General features: G+C 65.3%; 17 protein-coding genes. 16 read left to right on the plus strand and 1 reads right to left on the minus strand.

The window, feature by feature from the left end:
* The first annotated feature begins 23 nt into the window (after positions 1–23).
* The 15 genes from EXV95_RS10545 (at position 24) to otnI (ending at position 18169) form a co-directional block, all read left to right on the plus strand.
* Positions 24–1352 carry a C4-dicarboxylate transporter DctA gene (locus EXV95_RS10545; protein WP_055394897.1) on the plus strand — a complete coding sequence of 443 codons (1329 nt, stop codon included), beginning with the start codon at positions 24–26 and terminating at the stop codon, positions 1350–1352.
* A complete protein-coding gene (locus EXV95_RS10550) occupies positions 1349–2053 on the plus strand; it encodes a GntR family transcriptional regulator (protein ID WP_055394866.1) in 705 nt (234 codons plus the stop codon). The genes EXV95_RS10545 and EXV95_RS10550 overlap by 4 nt, the downstream gene beginning before the upstream one ends.
* Before the next feature lie 202 nt (positions 2054–2255).
* Entirely contained in the window at positions 2256–3743 is a 1488-nt protein-coding gene (locus tag EXV95_RS10555; protein ID WP_176886777.1) for a nucleobase:cation symporter-2 family protein, read from the plus strand.
* A 178-nt stretch (positions 3744–3921) separates the two neighbouring features.
* Positions 3922–6228 (plus strand): NADP-dependent malic enzyme, encoded by a 2307-nt coding sequence (locus tag EXV95_RS10560; RefSeq protein ID WP_176886778.1) that lies wholly within the window; start codon positions 3922–3924, stop codon positions 6226–6228.
* A gap of 294 nt (positions 6229–6522) precedes the next feature.
* Entirely contained in the window at positions 6523–7554 is a 1032-nt protein-coding gene (locus tag EXV95_RS10565; protein WP_121505615.1) for an ABC transporter substrate-binding protein, read from the plus strand.
* A gap of 187 nt (positions 7555–7741) precedes the next feature.
* Positions 7742–8566, plus strand: coding sequence for an ABC transporter ATP-binding protein (locus tag EXV95_RS10570; protein ID WP_121943596.1), 825 nt, complete (start codon positions 7742–7744; stop codon positions 8564–8566).
* Between the two features lie 18 nt (positions 8567–8584).
* Positions 8585–9352, plus strand: coding sequence for an ABC transporter permease (locus EXV95_RS10575; protein WP_055394856.1), 768 nt, complete (start codon positions 8585–8587; stop codon positions 9350–9352).
* Between the two features lie 267 nt (positions 9353–9619).
* The gene (locus EXV95_RS10580) at positions 9620–10708 is read left to right on the plus strand and encodes a patatin-like phospholipase family protein (RefSeq protein WP_176886779.1); all 1089 of its coding nucleotides are present in this window, start codon (positions 9620–9622) and stop codon (positions 10706–10708) included.
* Positions 10709–10819: 111 nt separating this feature from the next.
* The gene (locus EXV95_RS10585) at positions 10820–11599 is read left to right on the plus strand and encodes a FadR/GntR family transcriptional regulator (protein WP_176886780.1); all 780 of its coding nucleotides are present in this window, start codon (positions 10820–10822) and stop codon (positions 11597–11599) included.
* Positions 11600–11907: 308 nt separating this feature from the next.
* Positions 11908–13284 (plus strand): GntP family transporter, encoded by a 1377-nt coding sequence (locus tag EXV95_RS10590; protein ID WP_176886781.1) that lies wholly within the window; start codon positions 11908–11910, stop codon positions 13282–13284.
* Positions 13285–13319: 35 nt separating this feature from the next.
* Positions 13320–14234, plus strand: a complete 915-nt coding sequence (gene ltnD, locus EXV95_RS10595; protein ID WP_176886782.1) for an L-threonate dehydrogenase — start codon at positions 13320–13322, stop codon at positions 14232–14234.
* The gene (gene otnK, locus EXV95_RS10600) at positions 14231–15508 is read left to right on the plus strand and encodes a 3-oxo-tetronate kinase (RefSeq protein WP_176886783.1); all 1278 of its coding nucleotides are present in this window, start codon (positions 14231–14233) and stop codon (positions 15506–15508) included. Before ltnD ends, otnK begins: the two co-directional genes overlap by 4 nt.
* Before the next feature lie 17 nt (positions 15509–15525).
* Positions 15526–16215 carry an aldolase gene (locus tag EXV95_RS10605; RefSeq protein ID WP_176889018.1) on the plus strand — a complete coding sequence of 230 codons (690 nt, stop codon included), beginning with the start codon at positions 15526–15528 and terminating at the stop codon, positions 16213–16215.
* A 63-nt stretch (positions 16216–16278) separates the two neighbouring features.
* Positions 16279–17346 carry an alpha/beta fold hydrolase gene (locus tag EXV95_RS10610; RefSeq protein WP_176886784.1) on the plus strand — a complete coding sequence of 356 codons (1068 nt, stop codon included), beginning with the start codon at positions 16279–16281 and terminating at the stop codon, positions 17344–17346.
* A 25-nt stretch (positions 17347–17371) separates the two neighbouring features.
* Positions 17372–18169, plus strand: a complete 798-nt coding sequence (otnI, locus tag EXV95_RS10615) for a 2-oxo-tetronate isomerase (RefSeq protein WP_176886785.1) — start codon at positions 17372–17374, stop codon at positions 18167–18169.
* Between the two features lie 39 nt (positions 18170–18208).
* Here the strand turns inward: otnI and EXV95_RS10620 are convergent, their stop codons facing one another.
* Complete coding sequence (locus EXV95_RS10620; protein ID WP_176886786.1) at positions 18209–19207, minus strand: isopenicillin N synthase family oxygenase; 999 nt, start codon at positions 19205–19207, stop codon at positions 18209–18211.
* Positions 19208–19641: 434 nt separating this feature from the next.
* Here EXV95_RS10620 and EXV95_RS10625 point away from each other — a divergent pair, with 434 nt between their 5' ends.
* Positions 19642–20169, plus strand: a complete 528-nt coding sequence (locus EXV95_RS10625; RefSeq protein WP_121505605.1) for a nucleoside deaminase — start codon at positions 19642–19644, stop codon at positions 20167–20169.
* Positions 20170–20228 lie beyond the last annotated feature (59 nt).

Here is a 20228-nt window from a genome sequence, read left to right on the forward strand (position 1 = left end):
GCCTTCCTATCCAAAGGGTTTCCATGCTCCGCTTCCTCAACTCCTTGTTTGGCCGGGTGGTCCTGGCCTTGATTGCTGGCGTGGCCATCGGGCTGCTCTGGCCCGACACGGCCGTGCAGCTCAAGCCGCTGGGCGACGGTTTCATCAAGCTCATCAAGATGCTGATCCCGCTCATCGTCTTTTGTGTGGTGGTGCACGGCATCGCGGGCACGGGCGACCTGAAGCGTGTGGGCCGCGTGGGCATCAAGTCGCTGATCTACTTCGAGGTGGTCACCACCATCGCGCTGGTGCTGGGCCTGGCGCTCGCGTTCTGGTTTGAACCCGGTGTGGGCATGAATGTGGACCCGAAAGCGCTCGACCCCAAGGCGATGGGCGCCTATGCAGACAACGCCAGCAAGCTCACGGGTGGCGGCTTCAGCGACTTTTTGCTCAAGCTCATCCCCACCACTGCCGTGAGCGCCTTCGCCAATGGCGATGTGCTGCAGGTGCTGCTGTTCTCCATCGTCTTTGGCTGCGCGCTGGCGTTGATGGGAGAGCGCGGCGCGCGCGTCACCAGCCTCATCGAAGACCTGTCGCACGTGCTGTTCAAGACCATGGGCCTGATCATCAAGCTGGCGCCGCTGGGTGTGCTGGGGGCGATTGCCTTCACGGTGGGCAAGTACGGCATTGGCTCGCTCAAGCAGCTGGGGATGCTGGTGGTGCTGTTCTATGCGGCAGTGGCCATCTTCGTGGTGGTGGTGCTGGGCCTCATCATGCGGTTTTCGGGCTTCAGCCTGTTCAAGCTGCTGCGCTACCTGCGCGAGGAGCTGGCCGTGGTGTTTGCCACCACGTCGTCCGACAGCGTGCTGCCGCAGATCATGGCCAAGCTCAAGCACATGGGCATCCGCGACTCGACCGTGGGTCTGGTGATCCCCACGGGCTACTCGTTCAACCTGGACGCTTTCTCGATCTACATCACGCTGGCAGCCGTGTTCATCGCCCAGGCCACGAACACGCCCATCTCGATGGCCGACCTGCTGACCATCCTGGCGATCTCGCTGGTCACGTCCAAGGGCGCTCACGGTGTGCCGGGCTCGGCCATTGTGGTGCTGGCGGCCACGCTGCACGCGATCCCGGCCATCCCCGCCATCGGCCTGGTGCTGGTGCTGTCGGTGGACTGGTTCATGGGCATTGCCCGCGCCCTGGGCAACCTGATTGGCAACTGCGTCGCTACCGTGGCGATTGCAGCCTGGGAGGGCGACATCGACCGCGAACGCGCACATGCCGTGCTGGACGGCCGCAGCACGCCGCCGCTGGCCCCCGAGGTCTCGCCAGAGATGGCACCCCCGGTAGCGCCACAATCGGCCGCATGAGCATCAACCAGACCCAGATCGCCCAGCAGGTGGTGGAATCCATCCTTGCGCAAAAGCTCTCACCCGGCGAGCGCCTGGGCGAGCAGGAACTGGCCGACCTCTTCGGTGTGAGCCGTACCCTGGTGCGCGAGGCGCTCATGCAGCTGCAGGCCCGTGGTTTTGTCGAAGTGCGGCCACGCCGAGGCTGGTATGTGGTGGAGCCTACGGTGGAAGACGCACGCGATGCGTTCTCGGCCCGGCGCATCATCGAGTCGGGCATCCTGGCCGATGCGGGCCGCCCGCTGCAGAGCGTGACCCGCCGCCTGCGGGCGCACATCGCCGAAGAACAGCAGGCCATCGAAGGTGCAGATGCCGCCACACGCGCCTTTCTGCTCGCAGACTTCCACGTCTGCCTGGCCGAGGCGATGGGACACCGCAGCCTGAGCGACATCCTGCGCGACCTCACGGCGCGCACCACTTTGGCAGCCTCGCTGTACCAGTCGCAGCACGCGGCCAGCCAGTCGTGCGCCGAACACGCCGCCATCGTCGAAGCGCTGGAAGCAGGCAACACCACGCTGGCCCGCGAACGCATGCTGGCCCACATCGGGCATGTGGAAGGCGCCCTCAATCCCGGCCAGCCGCTGGTGCGGGACCGGCTGCGTGAATCCCTCGCACCGCTGACCAGCCAACGCACCAAGGCGGCATCGACAGCCCTGAGCTAGCCCAAGCCGGTCGCGCCCCGGCCACAAACCTTCCAATCGCCTGCATCCACAGCAGGCGGGTATTTTGCTGCGCCCCTCTAAGGGTTTACCGGGATAAGCGCGTCCGGTCATTTTGTATACGATTTTTGTATGGACAATTGTGCACCATCCGACACAGGTGTCCCTGCCGTATTCATACCCCCCCAACCCCCGAAAGACTCGCATGAACCCGCCAGTACACCCCGTGGACGAACACCTACCTTTGGGGCGACTCACGGCGCTAGGCCTGCAGCATGTGCTGGTGATGTATGCGGGCGCTGTGGCGGTGCCGCTCATCGTGGGCCGCGCCCTCAACCTCACGCCCGATCAGGTTGCCAAGCTGATTTCGGCCGACCTGTTTGTGTGCGGGCTGGTCACGCTGATCCAGGCGCTGGGCGCCTCGCGCTGGTTCGGCATTCAGCTGCCCGTGATGATGGGGGTGACCTTCGCATCGGTGGCGCCCATGGTCTCGATGGCGCAGACCACGGGCGGCACGGCCGGAGCCGGGCTGATCTTTGGCTCGGTGATTGGCGCGGGCGTGATCTCCATCCTGATCGCGCCGCTGGTCAGCCGCATGCTCCGGTTCTTCCCGCCCGTGGTGACCGGCACCATCATCGCGGTGATCGGCATCAGCCTGATGCGCGTGGGGATCAACTGGATCTTTGGCAACCCCGTGGGCCCCACGGCGCCCAGCGTGCCCAACCCCGAGCACCTCAAGTGGCTGGCCGATGCCCAAGCCGCCGCCGGAGCCCCCGGCTCGTCGCTGCCGCCGGTGCCCAAGGGCTTTGCGGTGGTGCCCACGGTGCCCAACCCCAAGTACGCGGACCTGACCGGCGTGGGCATCTCGGCCCTGGTGCTGCTGTCCATCCTGCTGATTGCCAAGTTCGCCAAGGGCTTCATTGCCAACATCTCGGTGCTGCTGGGCATCGTGATTGGTGCGGTGGTGGCCGTGGGCATGGGACTGATGAACTTCGACAAGGTGGCCAAGGCACAGTGGTTTGACCTGGTGCTGCCGTTTGAGATTGCCAGCCCCGTCTTCGACCCCATCCTGATCCTGACCATGACCCTGGTGATGATCGTGGTCATGATCGAATCCACCGGCATGTTCCTGGCCCTGGGGGAGATGACCGACCGCAAGGTGGACCAGGCTGCCCTCACGCGCGGCCTGCGCACCGACGGCCTGGGCACGCTGCTGGGTGGCATCTTCAACACCTTTCCGTACACCAGCTTCTCGCAGAACGTGGGGCTGGTGGCCGTCACCGGCGTCAAGAGCCGTTTCGTGTGCGTGGCGGGCGGCGTCATCCTGATCGTGCTGGGCGTGCTGCCCAAGATGGCCGCGCTGGTCGAGTCGCTGCCCACCATGGTGCTGGGCGGCGCGGGCCTGGTGATGTTCGGCATGGTGGCGGCCACAGGCATCCGCATCCTGGGCGGGGTGGACTTCAAGACCAACCGCTTCAACTCCATGATCGTGGCCGTATCCATCGGCGTGGGCATGGTGCCGCTGATCGCGCCCAACTTCCGCCAGTGGATGCCGCATGCCATCCACCCGCTGATCGAATCCGGTATCCTCCTGGCCTCGATCACGGCGGTGGCCCTGAACGTTTTCTTCAATGGCGCCAGCCGCGACACCTCCGCCGCTGTCAACGCCGCACGCCAGGCCGACGCCCACTAGGCCTGACGCCTGCACGCTGCTGAAAACCTGCCACCGCCCGCGTGGCACCGCCCCCTGTCCGCCATGGCCGCCAGGGGGTTTTGGCTTCATGCTGCATACGCATAAACCTGCATGCCAGCCGCCCACGCCATCGGGTACCCTTGTTTTGCATTCCGCCGAGGACTTCCAGGATTTCCGTATGACACAGAACATTTCCGCCGCCGAACAGGCCCTGCGCGACGCTGCGCGCGAATACCACCGCAACCCCACCCGGGGCAAGATTTCGGTCACCCCCACCAAGCCTTTGTCCAACCAGCGCGACCTGTCGCTGGCCTACTCGCCTGGCGTGGCCTATCCGTGCCTGGACATCGCGGCCGACCCCTCCAAGGCGTTTGACTACACGTCGCGGGGCAACCTGGTCGCGGTGATCACCAACGGCACGGCGGTGCTGGGACTGGGCGACATCGGGCCGCTGGCGAGCAAGCCCGTGATGGAAGGCAAGGGTTGCCTGTTCAAGAAGTTCGCGGGCGTCGATGTGTTCGACATCGAACTGGCCGAGCGCGACCCCGACAAGCTCATCGAGATCATTGCGGCGCTGGAGCCCACGCTGGGCGGCATCAACCTCGAAGACATCAAAGCGCCCGAGTGCTTCTACATTGAGCGCGAACTCAGCAAGCGCATGAACATCCCGGTGTTCCATGACGACCAGCACGGCACGGCCATCATCAGCAGCGCCGCGCTGCTCAATGGCCTGGAGCTGGTGGGCAAACAGATCGGCGAGGTGAAGATCGCCGTGTCGGGCGCGGGCGCTGCCGCCATTGCCTGCCTGAATGTGATGGTGGGCCTGGGCGTGAAGATCGAGAACGTCTTTGTCTGCGACTCCAAGGGCGTGATCTACGAAGGCCGCCCTGGTGGCTATGACGAATCGAAGGCGCGATACGCGCAAAAGACCGACGCCCGCACGCTGGCCGATGCGGTCAACGGCGCCGACGTGTTCCTGGGCTGCTCGGCCCCCGGCGTGCTCACGGCCGAAATGGTCAAGACCATGGGCCCCAAGCCCATCATCCTGGCGCTGGCCAACCCCGAGCCCGAGATCCGCCCCGAGCTGGCCAAGGCCGTGCGCCCCGACTGCATCATTGCCACGGGCCGCTCGGACTACCCCAACCAGGTCAACAACGTCCTGTGTTTCCCGTACATCTTCCGGGGCGCGCTGGACTGCGGCGCGACCAAGATCACCGAAGCCATGAAGCTGGCCTGCGTGCGCCAGATCGCCGACCTGGCCAAGGCCGACATCAGCGAAGAAGTGGCCAGCGCCTATGCAGGCAAAGAGCTGACCTTCGGCCCCGACTACCTGATCCCCACGCCGTTCGACTCGCGCCTGATCCTCAAGATTGCCCCCGCCGTGGCCAAGGCCGCAGCCGAATCGGGCGTGGCCACGCGCCCCATCGAAGACATGGAGGCCTACAAGGAAACGCTGTCGCGCTTCGTCTACCAGACCGGCATGCTGATGCGCCCCGTGATCATGGCTGCCAAGGCCCTGCCCGACGCGCAAAAGCGCGTGGCCTACGCCGACGGTGAAGACGAACGCGCCCTGCGTGCCGCGCAGATGGCCATCGACGACAAGATCGCCACGCCCATCCTCATCGGCCGCCCCGCCGTGATTGCCGCGCGCATCGCCAAGGCCGGTCTGCGCATGCAGCTGGGCAAGGATGTAGAGGTATGCAACCCCGAGGACGACCCGCGCTTTCGCCAGTACTGGGAGCACTACCACCAGCTCATGAAGCGCAACGGCGCCTCGCCCGAAGTCGCCAAGGCCGCCGTGCGTCGCTCCAACACCATCATTGCCTCGCTGATGGTGAAGCTGGGAGACGCCGACGCGATGATCTGCGGCCTGGTGGGCACGTATGAAACGCACCTGGAACGCATCCACAGCATCATCGGCCGCCAGGAAGGTGCCCACAACTACGCTGCCCTGAACGCGCTGATGACCAACCGGGGCACGCTGTTCATTGCCGACACCTATGTGAACGAAGACCCCACGGCCCAGCAGCTGGCCGACATCGCCTGGATGTCGGTGCAGGAGGTGCAACGCTTTGGCATCCCACCCAAGGTCGCGTTCCTGTCGCACTCCAGCTATGGCTCGTCCAAGCGCGCATCGGCCCGCAAGATGCGCGAGGCGCGCGACCTGTTCGTGGCCGCCCACCCCGAGATCGAGTGTGATGGCGAGTTGCACGGCGATGCCGCGCTGGAACCGAACATCCGCAACGCCTACATGGCGGACTCGACCCTGACGGACTCGGCCAACCTACTGATCTGCCCCAACCTGGATGCAGCCAACATCCTCTACAACGTGCTCAAGACGACCACCAGCGGTGGCGTCACGGTGGGCCCCATCCTGATGGGTGCCGCTGCCACGGCCTACATCCTGACCCCGGCCGCCACCGTGCGCCGGGTGCTCAACATGACGGCCCTGGCCGTGGCCAGCGCTGCCGCCCGGCCACGCTGAGCGCGCTGTGCCGTGCTGACCGTGCGCAGTCCATGATCAGGCCTGCCCACACACCGTTGCAACGGGGCCCACGGGCCCCGTTTTTCATGGGCAAGCCAACCCCTCAACCGGCGCATGCACCATTTCGGGAAACCCAGCATGCTGACGTGCACCACTTCGGTGAACAATGGGGCACAGCGAAACACCCGCGTACACAAACCGGGCATCGTTTTTGCTGACTGCAGGTGTATGGCCCCAGGCATGGGGCCCATGCCTTCCCTCACCGCATTTCCCCTCGCCCGACAGGAGCCCCCGATGAAAAAGAGACTGTTCATGCAAACCGCTGCCGCCCTGGCCCTGATCGGCAGCACCTCGCTGGCCCAGGCGCAGGCCACCACGCCCATCAAGTTCCAGCTCGACTGGCGCTTTGAAGGCCCCGCCGCGCTGTTCCTGCAGCCCGTGGCCAAGGGTTACTTCAAGGCCGCAGGCCTGGATGTGGCGGTGGATGCAGGCAACGGCTCGGGCGGTGCGGTGCAGCGCGTGGCCTCGGGCACGTACGACATGGGCTTTGCCGACCTGGCCGCCGTGATGGAGTTCCACGCCAACAACCCCGACGCGCAGAACAAACCCGTGGCGGTGATGATGGTCTACAACAACACGCCTGCCTCGGTCATGGCGCTCAAGAAGAGCGGCATCACCAAGCCCGCCGACCTGGCCGGCAAGAAGCTGGGCGCCCCCGTGTTTGACGCGGGCCGCCGCGCGTTCCCCATCTTCCAGAAGGCCAACGGCATTGGCGCTGTGACCTGGACGGCCATGGACCCGCCCCTGCGCGAAACCATGCTGGTGCGCGGCGATGTGGACGCCATCACCGGCTTCACCTTCACCTCGCTGCTGAACCTGGAAGCCCGTGGCGCCAAGGCCGCCGACGTGGTGGTGCTGCCCTATGCCGATTTCGGCGTGAAGCTCTATGGCAACGTGATCATTGCGTCTCCGAAGCTCATCAAGGAGAACCCAGCCGCCATCAAAGCGTTCCTGTCGGCCTTTGCCAAGGGTGCCAAGGAAGTGATCGCCAACCCTGCCGCCGCTATCGAGCATGTGAAGGCGCGCGACGGCATCGTGAACGTGCCGCTCGAAACCCGCCGCCTGCAACTGGCCATCGACACTGTCATCAACAGCCCCGACGCCCGCGCCGAAGGTTTTGGCCAAGCCAAGCCCGGCCGCCTGTCGCTGATGGCCTCGCAGGTGTCGGACGCGTTCAACACCAAGACCCGCGTGAACGCCGACGATGTGTGGAACCCCAGCTTCCTGCCCAGCACGGCCGAGTTGAATATCCTGCCGAAGAAGTGACACCCCCTGAGTCGCTTCGCGCCTTCCCCCTCTCTCGATTCGCTGCGCGAGTCGGGAGGGGGACGCCCCCGGTGCACGCCAGCGAAGCGCCGCCTCCGCGGCATGGCGGCCCTTGCACGGGGGCGCTGGCCTGGGCCGCGCCCAGCATCAACCTCGGTGCACAAACACTACTCACTACGGACCTCTGATGCAGGCTGCTGATTCCTACTTTGTGGACTTCCGCGATGTCTGGCTCGCGTACAACGACGAGCTGCGCGCCAAGAACCAGTTTGCGGTCGAAGCCATCGACCTGCAGGTACGCCAGGGCGAATTCATCGCCATCGTGGGCCCCTCGGGCTGCGGCAAGTCCACCTTCATGAAGCTGGCCACAGGGCTGAAGATGCCGTCGATGGGCAAGATTCTCATCGACGGCCAGCCAGTGACCGGGCCGCTCAAGGTCTCGGGCATGGCGTTCCAGGCGCCTTCGCTGCTGCCCTGGCGCACCACGGTGGACAACGTGCTGCTGCCACTCGAAATCGTCGAGCCCTACCGCAGCAACTTCAAGCAAAAACGCAAGGAATACGAAGAACGCGCCCGCAAGCTGCTGCAGAAGGTGGGCCTCGCGGGCTATGAGGACAAGTTCCCCTGGCAGCTGTCGGGCGGCATGCAGCAGCGCGCCAGCATCTGCCGCGCGCTGATCCACGAGCCCAAGATGCTGCTGCTGGACGAGCCCTTCGGCGCGCTGGATGCCTTCACGCGCGAAGAGCTGTGGTGCATCCTGCGCGACCTGTGGACCGAGCAGCAGTTCAACGTGATCCTGGTCACGCACGACCTGCGCGAGTCGGTCTTTCTGGCCGACACGGTGTATGTGATGAGCAAGAGCCCGGGCCGGTTTGTGGTGCGCAAGGAGATCGAGCTGCCCCGCCCGCGCGACCTGGAGGTGACCTACACCAAGGAATTCACAGACATCGTTCACGAACTGCGCGGCCACATCGGTGCCCTGCGAAAAGCCGGCGCGCCCATCCAGCAGTAACCCGAAGACCTTCCCACCATGCACAAGAAAACCGTAGAGCGCTGGTCCCCCTGGCTGCTGCTGACCGCCACCATTCTGCTGTGGCAAATCATCTGTTCGGCCTTCAGCGTCCCCGAATTTCTCTTCCCCAGCCCCTGGGTCATTGCCACGCAGCTGGTCGAGTTCAGCGGCGTGATCGCCGCCCACGCTTGGCGCACCTACTGGGTCACGATGGCGGGTTTTGGCATTGCCATCGTGGTCGGCGTGCTGCTGGGTTTTGTGATCGGCAGTTCTCGCCTGGCCTATGCCGCCGTGTACCCGCTGATGACAGCCTTCAACGCACTGCCCAAGGCGGCCTTTGTGCCCATCCTTGTGGTGTGGTTCGGCATTGGCGTGGGGCCTGCCATCCTCACGGCGTTTCTCATCAGCTTCTTCCCCATCATGGTCAACATCGCCACCGGCCTGGCCACCCTGGAGCCCGAGCTGGAAGACGTGCTGCGCGTGCTCGGCGCCAAGCGCTGGGATGTGCTGACCAAGGTGGGCCTGCCGCGATCCATGCCGTACTTCTACGGCTCGCTCAAGGTGGCCATCACGCTCGCGTTTGTGGGCACCACGGTGTCGGAGATGACTGCCGCCAACGAAGGCATCGGCTACCTGCTCATCAGCGCGGGCTCGTCCATGCAGATGGGCCTGGCCTTTGCGGGCCTGATGGTGGTGGGTGCGATGGCCATGGTCATGTACGAGCTGTTCAGCTGGATTGAAAAGCGCACCACGGGGTGGGCGCACCGGGGCTCGCAAGGCGAGTAGGTAGGGTACATCCCCCTGAGTCGCCTTCGGCGCCTTCCCCCTTCTCTCGAATCGCTGGCGCGATTCGGGAATGGGGACACCGCCAGCGCGGCGGGGCGGCCCTTGCGCGGCGGTTCTCGACCAGGCCGCGCCGGTTTCGACGATTGCGCTCCTTGCCAGTGCAAAGGATGCGCCGGCACTTCCTCTTCAGAAGCAATGGGCCGTCTTTCCCGCACTGCCAAAACGCCGCCGATATACTGCCCGCCCGTTGACCGCAGGACTCCCGGCATGCACCTGACCGCCCTTTTCCACCCCATCGCGGCGTTTGCAGCGCCCCCCGCCATCCGGATCGTCATCATCACGGCGGCGACCCTCTGTCTGGCGGCATGCGGCAGCACGAGCACCAGCACCGCACCCGCGCGCGCCGACGATTCCACCAGCGCGCCGCTGGCGACATCTACCCCCGCCCCCATCCGCATCGGCATCGCCCTGGGCGGCGGCGCCGCCAAGGGTTTTGCGCACATCGGCGTGATCAAGATGCTGGAAGCCAACGGCTTCGCGCCCGCTGTGGTCTCTGGCACCAGCGCAGGCAGCGTGGTCGGTGCGCTGTATGCCAGCGGCATGAATGCGTTCGAAATGCAGGAAAAGGCTGTGGCGCTGGACGAAGCCAAGATCCGCGACCTGCAACTCTCGTCCGGCGGCCTGGTGCTGGGCCAGAAGCTCGAAGACTATGTGAACGAGCAGGTGCGCCGCAAGCCGCTGGAGCAGATGGCCAAACCGTTTGTGGTGGTGGCAACGCGCCTCGAAGATGGCGAGCGCACGGTGTTTGCACGCGGCAACACGGGCCAAGCGGTACGTGCATCGAGCAGCGTGCCCGGCGTGTTCCAGCCGGTCACCATCGGTAAATTCCACTTTGTGGACGGCGGCATCGTGAGCCCGGTGCCGGTGGACGCCGCGCGCCAGCTGGGTGCGGACATCGTGATCGCGGTGGACATCTCCAACAAGGCCCGGGGTCAGACGCCGGGCAACATGCTGGGTGCACTGAACCAGTCGATTGCCATCATGGGCCAGAAGCTGGGCCAGGCAGAACTGGCGCGGGCCGACGTGATCGTGCGCCCGCAGGTGCTGGACATCGGCGCCGCCGACTTCAGCCAGCGCGCCAATGCCATTGTGGAAGGCGAAAAGGCCGCCCTGGCCGTGATGCCGCAAATCCGCGAGCGTGTGGCCCAGCTGCAGGCCGAGCGCGCGAATGCCGAGCGCGTCGCCCAACAAAAGGCGGCCGAGGCACAGCACCAAGCCTGCCTGGACAACCGCAGTCGCCTTCAGAAGCTGGCGGGCCTGGCCAAACTGGACGACTCCTGCCCGGCGCCCAAGTAGCGCAGCAGACAAACGATTCAGGCGCAGTGTCCTTCAGGTAAAGTCAACTGCGCCCCCGGCCTGCCAGCACATCCCGGCACCGACTTCACGCCCCCACTGTCCGCCCCACCCATGTCTTCGCCGTTCTCCGCCGTCAAACCCAGCGCCAAGCTCTCCGACCAGGTGGCCAGCGCGCTGGAGGCGGAGATCCGCGCGGGCCGCATCCAGGCGGCCCAAAAACTGCCCACCGAGGCCGTGCTGGCGCAGCAGTTCCAGGTCAGCCGCACGGTGGTGCGCGAGGCCATCTCGCGCCTGAAGTCGCTGGGCCTGGTGGACTCGCGGCAAGGCAGCGGCGTGTATGTGCTGGCGCCCGGCATCGAGCCGCTTCAGTTTGATGTGCCCCTCGCAGCATCGCGCGAGGCGGTGATGCAGATTGTGGAAGTGCGCCGTGCGCTCGAGGCCGAGGTTGCCGAGCTGGCGGCCCTGCGGCGCAGCGATGAAGACATTGCCGCCATTCGCGCCGCCATGCAGCACATTGCCGACGCCGTGCGCGCGGGTCGCGACGGGGTGGAGGAAGACGTGCTGTTCCACCGCGCTATTGCCCAGGCGGCGGGCAACCCTTTCATGATCAGCACGCTGGACTATCTGGCCCAGTTTCTCAAAGGCGCCACGCGTGTGACCCGCGCCAACGAGGCGCGGCGTGCCGACTTTGCCGACGCCGTGACCCATGAGCACACGCAGATCGTGCTGGCCATCGAGGCAGGCGATGCAGTAGCTGCCCGCGCTGCGGCGGCGCAGCACATGAAGAACGCGCTGGCCCGCATCGAACAGGCCGACCTGGCCTTCTGGGCCCAGGACGGCGCGCGGCTGGCACAGCCGCTGGTGACGGCATCCGGTCCACTGGTCTGCTGACCTTCGTGGCCGCCCAGCGGCGCGGGGACCTTGAGGGGGAAAAGGTCTCTTCCGAACCGCTATTAAATCAATAGCTATTAGCGCTTACCAGATAAGCGCTAGATGGCAAAAAACCTTGTAAACACGAGCGTAGCGCCCGCCGCAGATGGCTACCGATACGGGTTAACCCGAACCGGAATAGAACGCGATAATTTGTATGATAACCATATAAACACACCAACCAAAGTGTCGACAGGAGCTGCAAATCGGCCGCTTGCACTGACCCGTTGCTCCGTCTGCCACCCTTCCATCCCGGAGATATCCCGTTCATGTCCACCCTCGCACTTCTCGGCATCGGCGCCGGCAGCATTGGCCTGCTCCTGTTGCTCATCATCCGCTGGCAGGTCCACGCCTTCGTGGCCATGATGCTGGTGAGCTTTCTGGTGGCGTTTGCCACCGGCATGCCCATTGGCGACATCATCAGCACGCTGATTGCGGGCATGGGCGGCACGCTGGGCTCGGTGGCCATCCTGGTGGCGCTGGGCTCCATGCTGGGGCGCATGATCGAGGTCTCGGGTGGCGCGGCCAGCCTGGCCAACCGCTTCACGCAGCTGCTGGGCCCCACACGGGTGCCCATGGCCCTCACAGCCGCAGCGCTGGTGCTGGCCATCCCGGTGTTTTTTGACGTGGGCTTCATCATCCTGGTGCCCATCGTCTACGGCTTTTGCAAGGCAGCCGGCGTCAACCCCATCAAGTTCGGCCTGCCCGTGGCGGGCATCATGCTGGCCGCGCACGTGGTGGTGCCGCCGCACCCCGGCATCGTGGGCGGTGCGGCCATCGTCAAGGGCGATATTGGCTGGATCACCATCATTGGCCTGGCCATCTGCATCCCGCTGGCGGCGCTGTCGCAGGTCGTGTCGGGCTGGCTCAACCGCAAGGGCTACCCCCTGCTGCCCACCACAGCAGAGCAGTTTGCGGCCTTTGGCAGCAGCCAAGAAGGCGCGGACTCCAAGGCCCCCAAGGCTGCCGCTGCCCCCGGCGTGGGCACCATCATGGCGCTCATCCTGATCCCCCTGGCCCTCATCATGGCGGGCACCACCGGTGCCACGCTGCTGCCCAAGGGCGACAGCCTGCGCAACGTGCTGGGCTTCATCGGCTCGCCCATCTTTGCGCTGATGGTGGCCGTGGGCCTTGCCATGTTCCTGCTGGGCCGCAGCCAGGGCTGGAACCGTGAGCGCACCAACGCCATCATGGAATCCGCCCTGCCCCCTGCCGCCACCGTGATTCTGGTGACCGGTGCGGGTGGCGTGTTTGCCAAGGTGCTCACCGCCAGCGGCATTGGCGCGGCGCTGTCGCAAAGCCTCACGGCCACGCACCTGCCGCTCATCCTGCTGGCGTTCATCATCTCGCTGGCCCTGCGCGCTGCCCAGGGCTCGGCCACCGTGGCCATCATCACCACCTGCGGCCTGCTGGCCGATGCGATGGCGGGTGGCGGGTATTCCCCCTTGCAAATCGCACTGCTCACGGTTGCCATTGGCTTTGGCAGCCTGGGCCTGTCGCACGTCAACGATTCGGGCTTCTGGATCGTGACCCGCTACCTGGGCCTGAGCGTGGGCGATGGCCTGCGCACCTGGACCGTGCTGACCACCGTGCTGGGCCTGGCGGGCTTCGCCCTCACGGCCTTGCTGTGGGCACTGGTGGCCTGAGCCCCCCTTTTGAATTTCATTGAAGGACTGACAACATGACACAACCCACCGTCGGCATCATCGGCCTGGGCGCCATGGGCGCTGGCATTGCCAAGACCCTGCGCAACAACGGTTTCACCATCCACGTCTGCGACGTGCGCCCCGGCGTGGCCGATGCCTTTGTGGCAGACGGTGGCACGGCCCATGCCACCACTGCTGCGCTGGCGGCGGTGAGTGATGTGGTGGTGTCGGTGGTGGTCAACGCCGCGCAGACCGAGAGCGTGCTGTTTGGCGACGATGGTAAAAGCGGCGCGGCCAGCACGATGCGCCCCGGCAGCACCTTTGTGATGTGCTCCACCGTGGACCCCAACTGGTCCGTGGCGCTGGAAGCGCGCCTGAACGCCCTGGGCCTGCACTATGTGGACGCGCCCATCTCCGGCGGCGCCGCCAAGGCCGCATCGGGCCAGATGACCATGATGACCTCGGCCAAGCCCGAGGCCTATACCGCTGCGGGTGCCGTGCTCGACGGCATGGCAGGCAAGGTGTACCGCCTGGGCGACAAGGCTGGCGCTGGCAGCAAGGTCAAGATCATCAACCAGCTGCTGGCCGGTGTGCACATTGCCGTGGCCGCTGAAGCCATGGCGCTGGGACTGCGTGAAGGCGTGGATGCCAGCGCCTTGTATGAAGTGATCACGAACAGTGCGGGCAACAGCTGGATGTTTGAAAACCGCATGGCCCATGTGCTGGCGGGCGACTACACACCGCTTTCAGCCGTCGATATTTTTGTGAAGGACCTGGGCCTGGTGCTGGACACCGCACGCGCCAGCAAATTCCCCCTGCCGCTGGCCGCCACCGCGCACCAGATGTTCATGCAGGCATCCACCGCAGGTTTTGCCAAGGAAGATGACAGCGCCGTGATCAAGATTTTCCCCGGCATCACCCTGCCCGAAGCCAAGGAGAAAAAGGCATGACCCGCGCACGTGCCCTGCTGGGCTGCATTGCCGACGACTTCACGGGCGCGACCGACCTGGCCAACAACCTGGTGCGCGCAGGCATGCGCGTGGTGCAGGCCATGGGCGTGCCCACGGCGCCTTTGGACACCGAGGCTGATGCCATCGTGGTGGCCCTGAAGTCGCGAACCATTCCCAAAGACGAAGCCATTGCCCAGTCGCTGGCCGCGCTGCGGTGGCTGCAGGCGCAGGGTGCCGAGCAGATCTACTTCAAATACTGCTCCACCTTTGACAGCACGGCCGAAGGCAACATCGGCCCTGTGACCGATGCGCTGATGCAGGCCTTGGGCACCGACTTCACCATCGCCACGCCCGCCTTCCCCGACAACAAGCGCACCGTGTTCAAGGGCTACCTGTTTGTGGGCGATGTGCTGCTGAACGAAAGCGGCATGCAGAACCACCCACTCACGCCCATGACCGACCCCAACCTGGTGCGCGTTCTGCAGGCGCAGACGCCAAGCCGTGTGGGCCTGATCGACCACACCGTGGTCGCACAGGGCGAGGCTGCCATCCGCGCACGCATATCCCAGCTCAAGGCCGAGGGCGTGCGCATGGCCGTGGTGGATGCGGTGTCGAACGCCGACCTGCTGCGCCTGGGCCCGGCCCTCAAGGGCATGCCCCTGGTCACAGCGGGCTCGGGCGTGGCCATTGGCCTGCCGGGCAACTTTGGCGTGGCCCCCAGCAACGAGGCCGCCCGCCTGCCCGCAGCGCAAGGGTTGCAGGCCATCGTGTCGGGCAGTTGCTCGGTAGCCACCAACCAGCAGGTCATGGGTTTCATCAAGGCAGGCAAGCCCGCCCTGGCCATCGACCCGCTGCGCATTGCCGCAGGCGTGGACGTGGCCGCCGAAGCGCTGGCCTGGGCCGAAGGCCACATTGGCCAAGGCCCGGTGCTGGTGTATTCCACCGCCGAGCCCTCGGCCGTGCGTGCCATCCAGGGCAAGCTAGGTTCTGAGAAAGCCGGTGCCATGGTGGAGGAAACCATTGCCGCCATTGCACGCGGCCTGGTGCAGCGCGGTGTGCGCCAGCTCATCGTGGCGGGCGGCGAAACATCTGGGGCCTGCGTGCAGGCACTGGGCATCACGCAAATGCGCATTGGCGCGCAGATCGACCCCGGTGTGCCGTGGTGCCATGCGGTGGCACCCGACGCGAAGGACGGGCTGCACATCACGCTGAAGTCGGGCAACTTTGGCAGCACCGACTTTTTCACCAAGGCTTTTGCACAATTGTTGGCATGACCTCTACCCCCGCGTTCATGGATGAAGCCCTAGCCCGCAACGAAATCTGCCGCGTGGGCCGCAGCCTGTTTGAGCGGGGCTATGTGCACGCCACCGCAGGCAACATCAGCGTGCGCCTGGCCGATGGCTACCTCATCACCCCCACCGATGCCTGCCTGGGCACGCTGCAGCCCGAGCGGCTGGCGCGCCTGGACGCCCAAGGCCAGCAGGTGGCGGGCGACCGGGCCAGCAAGACCATTGCGCTGCACCGGCAGATTTATGAGGCCTCGGCATCTACGGCAGCCCCAGCGCGCTGCGTGATCCACACCCACAGCACCTACCTGGTGGCGTGCTCGCTGCAAGCCGACACTGCTGCAGGTGACCAGCTGACGCCCGATGCGCAATTGCTCCCCCCCATCACGCCCTACTTTGTGATGAAGGTGGGGCGCGTGCCGCACATCGCGTACCACCGCCCCGGTGATGCTGCCGCGGCAGCGCTGGTGGCGCAGATCATCACCCGCTATGCCGCACAGGGCAGCCCCGTGCGTGCCGTGATGCTGGCACGCCTGGGGCCCAACGTGTGGCATGACACGCCTGCCGCCGCCATGGTCGTGCTGGAAGAGCTGGAAGAAACCGCACGCCTGTGGATGCTGTGCCAGCCCCGCCCCACGCCGCTGACCGAGCCCCAGATTGAAGAGCTGCGCCAGAGCTTTGGCGCCCACTGGTAACTGGTAACGGGCGGGCTGCACTCAAGGCGCGGGGACGAAAGAACACACACAAGGAGACAAACCATGGCCCTTTCTTTCTGGCGCAAAGCCTTTGCCCCCGTGTTGCTGGGCGTGCTGGCCACGGGCGGTGCAACGGCTGCTGACTATCCCGCCCCCCAGCACGGCGAATGGGTCGTCAAGGATTTCCGCTTCCACACCGGCCAGACCTTGCCCGAACTCAAGCTGGCCTACTCCACCGTGGGCGAACCCACCGGCGAACCGGTGCTGGTGCTGCATGGCACCAATGGCTCGGCAGAGAGAATGCTCACGCCCGGCTTTGCAGACACTCTGTTTGGCCCCGGCCAGCCGCTGGATGCACGCAAGTATTTCATCATCCTGCCGGATGCCATCGGCACCGGCCGCTCCAGCAAGCCGTCTGACGGCCTGCGCGCCACATTTCCAGCCTACAACTATGACGACATGGTGCAGGCCCAGTACCGCCTGCTGACCGAGCACCTGGGCGTGCGCCATGTGCGCGCCATCATTGGCAACTCCATGGGCGGCATGCACACCTGGGTGTGGGCACAGCGCTACCCTGATTTCATGGACATTGCTGTGCCCATGGCTTCGCTGCCCGCTGCCATGTCGGGCCGCAACTGGATGATGCGCCGCCTGCTGGTCGATTCCATCCGCAACGACCCCGAATGGCAGGGCGGCAACTACACCCGCCAGCCCCGCAGCCTGCAGTTTGCGTCGGTGTTCTTTGGCACGGGCACCAACGGTGGCAATCAAGGCTTACAAAAGCTGGCCCCCAACCGCGCTGCGGCCGATGCGCTGGTGGAGCAACGCCTCAAAGCGCCTTTCCGTGGCGATGCCAACGACCACATCTACCAGTGGGAGGCATCGCGCGACTACGACCCCGAGCCCGGGCTGGAACGCATCACCGCGCGCGTGCTGGCCATCAACTCGGCAGACGATGAGCGCAACCCACCCGAGCTGGGTGTGCTGGACAAAGCCATCGCCCGAATCCCACACGCCCAGGCCTACGTGATCCCCGCCAGCGCCGACACCATCGGCCACAGCACGGTGGGCCTGGCGCGCTATTACCAAGACCGGCTGACGCAGGTGCTCACCAACGCACCGCGCCGCTGACCCGTATTTTTCAGGAACCCTCTGCATGCCCCGCTTTGCCGCCAACCTGTCCATGCTCTACAACGACGTGGACTTTCTCGACCGTTTCGCCGCCGCTGCCCGCGATGGCTTCAAGGCGGTGGAGTACCTCTTTCCCTACGCCTACCCGGCACAAGAACTGGTCACGCGGCTGCAAGCCAACGGCCTGCAGCAGGTGCTGTTCAATGCCCCCCCTGGCAACTGGGATGCAGGCGAGCGCGGGCTGGCCTGCCTGCCCGGGCGCGAGGCCGAGTTCCGCGAAGGCATTGCCAAGGCGGTTGAATACGCCCAGGCACTGCAATGCCCCCGCATCCACGTGATGGCCGGGCTGGTGCCCCAGGGCGCAGACGCAGCCACGGTGCGCGCCACCTACATCGCCAATGTGCGCCACGCCGCCGAGCAGGCTGCACCGCACGGCATCCAGATCCTGCTGGAGCCCATCAATGGCCGCGACATGCCCGGCTTCTTCCTGAGCCGCCAGGACCAGGCCCACACGCTGATCGCCGAGATCGGTGCCGCCAACGTCAAGGTGCAGATGGACCTGTACCACTGCCAGATCGTGGAAGGCGACCTGGCCATGAAGGTGCGCAAGTACCTGCCCACAGGCAACGTCGGCCACTTCCAGATCGCCGGTGTGCCCGAGCGCCACGAACCCGATGTGGGCGAGCTGAACTACACCTACCTGTTCAAGCTGCTGGACAGCCTGGGCTATGACGGCTGGATTGGCTGCGAGTACCGTCCCGCGCGCGGCGCGGCCACCCACGCCACCAGCGACGGGCTGGGCTGGCTCAAGCCCTGGCTGTGAGCAGGGGCGAGCAAACGCAGAGCTTTGTCTCCGGCTCGGTCAGTACGCCTTGAAGTTCGCCGCCACCCGCTGGTTCAGGTAGTCGCCCGCGGCAATCGCGGGGTACTTCTTGCCCGGCCCTTCGATGATGGCGTCGCGGTTGGCCTGGGCAAAGAAGGCGATGCTGTAGCGAGGCCCCATGTACTCACCCGGCAACGGGTTCTTCACACGGTGGAAGTTGCTGGGCAGCTGGTCGTCGCTCCAGCGCATGAGCATGTCGCCGATATTGCAGGTGATGGCCTGCTCATCGGGCTCCACCGAGGTCCAGGCCTGGGTGTCCATTTCCTTGCCCGGGCACACCTGCAGGCCGCCCTGGCCCTGGCGCTGAAAGAGCAGGGTCAGGCAATCAAAGTCGGTATGCGCCCCGGCGCGCCACAGGCCCAAGCTGGCTTGTTGCTCGGGCGGAGTCGCAAAGTAGTGCAGCAGGCGCAAGGTGCTTTGGTAGCTGGCCTGTGCAGGGTCGTGCGCACGGGCAAAGAAGGCCTCTTCAAACCCCAGCTTCCACGCAAAACACGACAGCACCTGCATGGCCACCTGCCAGCACTGGCCCTCAAACGCGAGCATGGTGGCCTGGAAGCCTGCCAGCTCCTCGTCGGTGGGCCACAGGCCTGCCATGTGCGGGCGGGTGATCTGGTACGACTCCTTCTGGTCCGGTGTGCCGGTGGAGGGGCGCACCTGCGCGCGGCTCTCCCAGCCCACGTTGAGCGCCTTCTTGAGCGGGTACTGCGCCTTCACGGCATCCGGCAGCGCAAAGAAGCGCTCGGTCATCGCAAAGGCTTTATGCACCTCGGCCAGGTCAATGCCGTGGTTCACGATCTGGAAAAAGCCGACATCGACGGCGGCGTCCCATAGCTGATCGGCAATCTCGGTCTTGCGCTGAGCAAAGTGGCTGAGGTCGATGCGGCGGATCTCGCGGCTCGCGGTTTCCGAGCCCATCGCGCCCATGCGCATTTCTTTTTGCAGCTCGGCGAGGTCGTAGGTGGCGGTGGTGGTGGTCATGGAGTTCTCCTGAAGACAAGTGGAAGGAAGAAAGGCCCTCCCGCTGGGTGCTTCAAGAGCGTTTGGCACCGCCTGCTGCGGCCGGCCATTCAACCCTTGAAGCCACGGTGTGCCAACGCACACCGCTGTGCGCATAGCGGGCTTCAAGAGCAATTTCCGACTGGCATCGCCTCGTGCAGGGTGGCACAGGGATAACGCAGTGAACGCTTCTACTCTTGCCAATGGCGATGCAAGAAGAATGCCCACAACGCCTTGCGTTTGTGCCCGCGCAGAGTCAGAGCGCTTGTGTACAGCGCGCCGAAAGCCATGCATACATGTCACTGATTGTGATTGGCATGCCAAATGCATAGCGCCCTGCACCACAACGGCGGGCGTGCAGACAGTCCGGCGTTGCACAACGACAGCAACCCACCCACCATCGACGGAGACACACCATGCACGCGCTCATGTCTGCACGCCCAGCCAGTTTTGACGACCCCACGCCCATCAACGACACCGACGGCACCTACCTGCGCCAGGCCATCGTCTGGTCCTGCACGGCACGCGCGCGCGGCAATCGTCCATTTGGCGCCGTGGTGGTGGGCGCAGGCGGCGAACTGCTTGCCGAGGCGTACTGCAACACCACCGAAACTGGTGACTGCACGGGCCATGCCGAAACCAATGCCGTGCGCCAGCTCAGCCCCCGCGTGGGCCGCGACGCACTGGCCAAGGCCACGCTGTACTCGTCAGCCGAGCCCTGCGTGATGTGCGCAGGCGCAATTTTCTGGTCTGGCATCGGCCGCGTGGTGTTTGGCATTGACGCCGTTCGCCTGCGGGTTTATCGCGGCGAGCGAGCAGAACAACGCGATGCAGAGCTGTCCTGCCGCGATGTGTTCGCAGCATCGCCCCATTCCATCGAGTGTATTGGCCCCGCGCTGATCGAGGAGGCCAGCGTTCCCCACATCGGCTTCTGGAAAGCGTGAAGCGGGCAGTAGCGCGCAAAATCGCTATCTTCTACCTGTTGTCTCTTGCAAGCCGCGTT

The organism is Acidovorax sp. JMULE5, assembly GCF_013376875.1.
GTDB lineage: Bacteria > Pseudomonadota > Gammaproteobacteria > Burkholderiales > Burkholderiaceae_C > Acidovorax > Acidovorax facilis.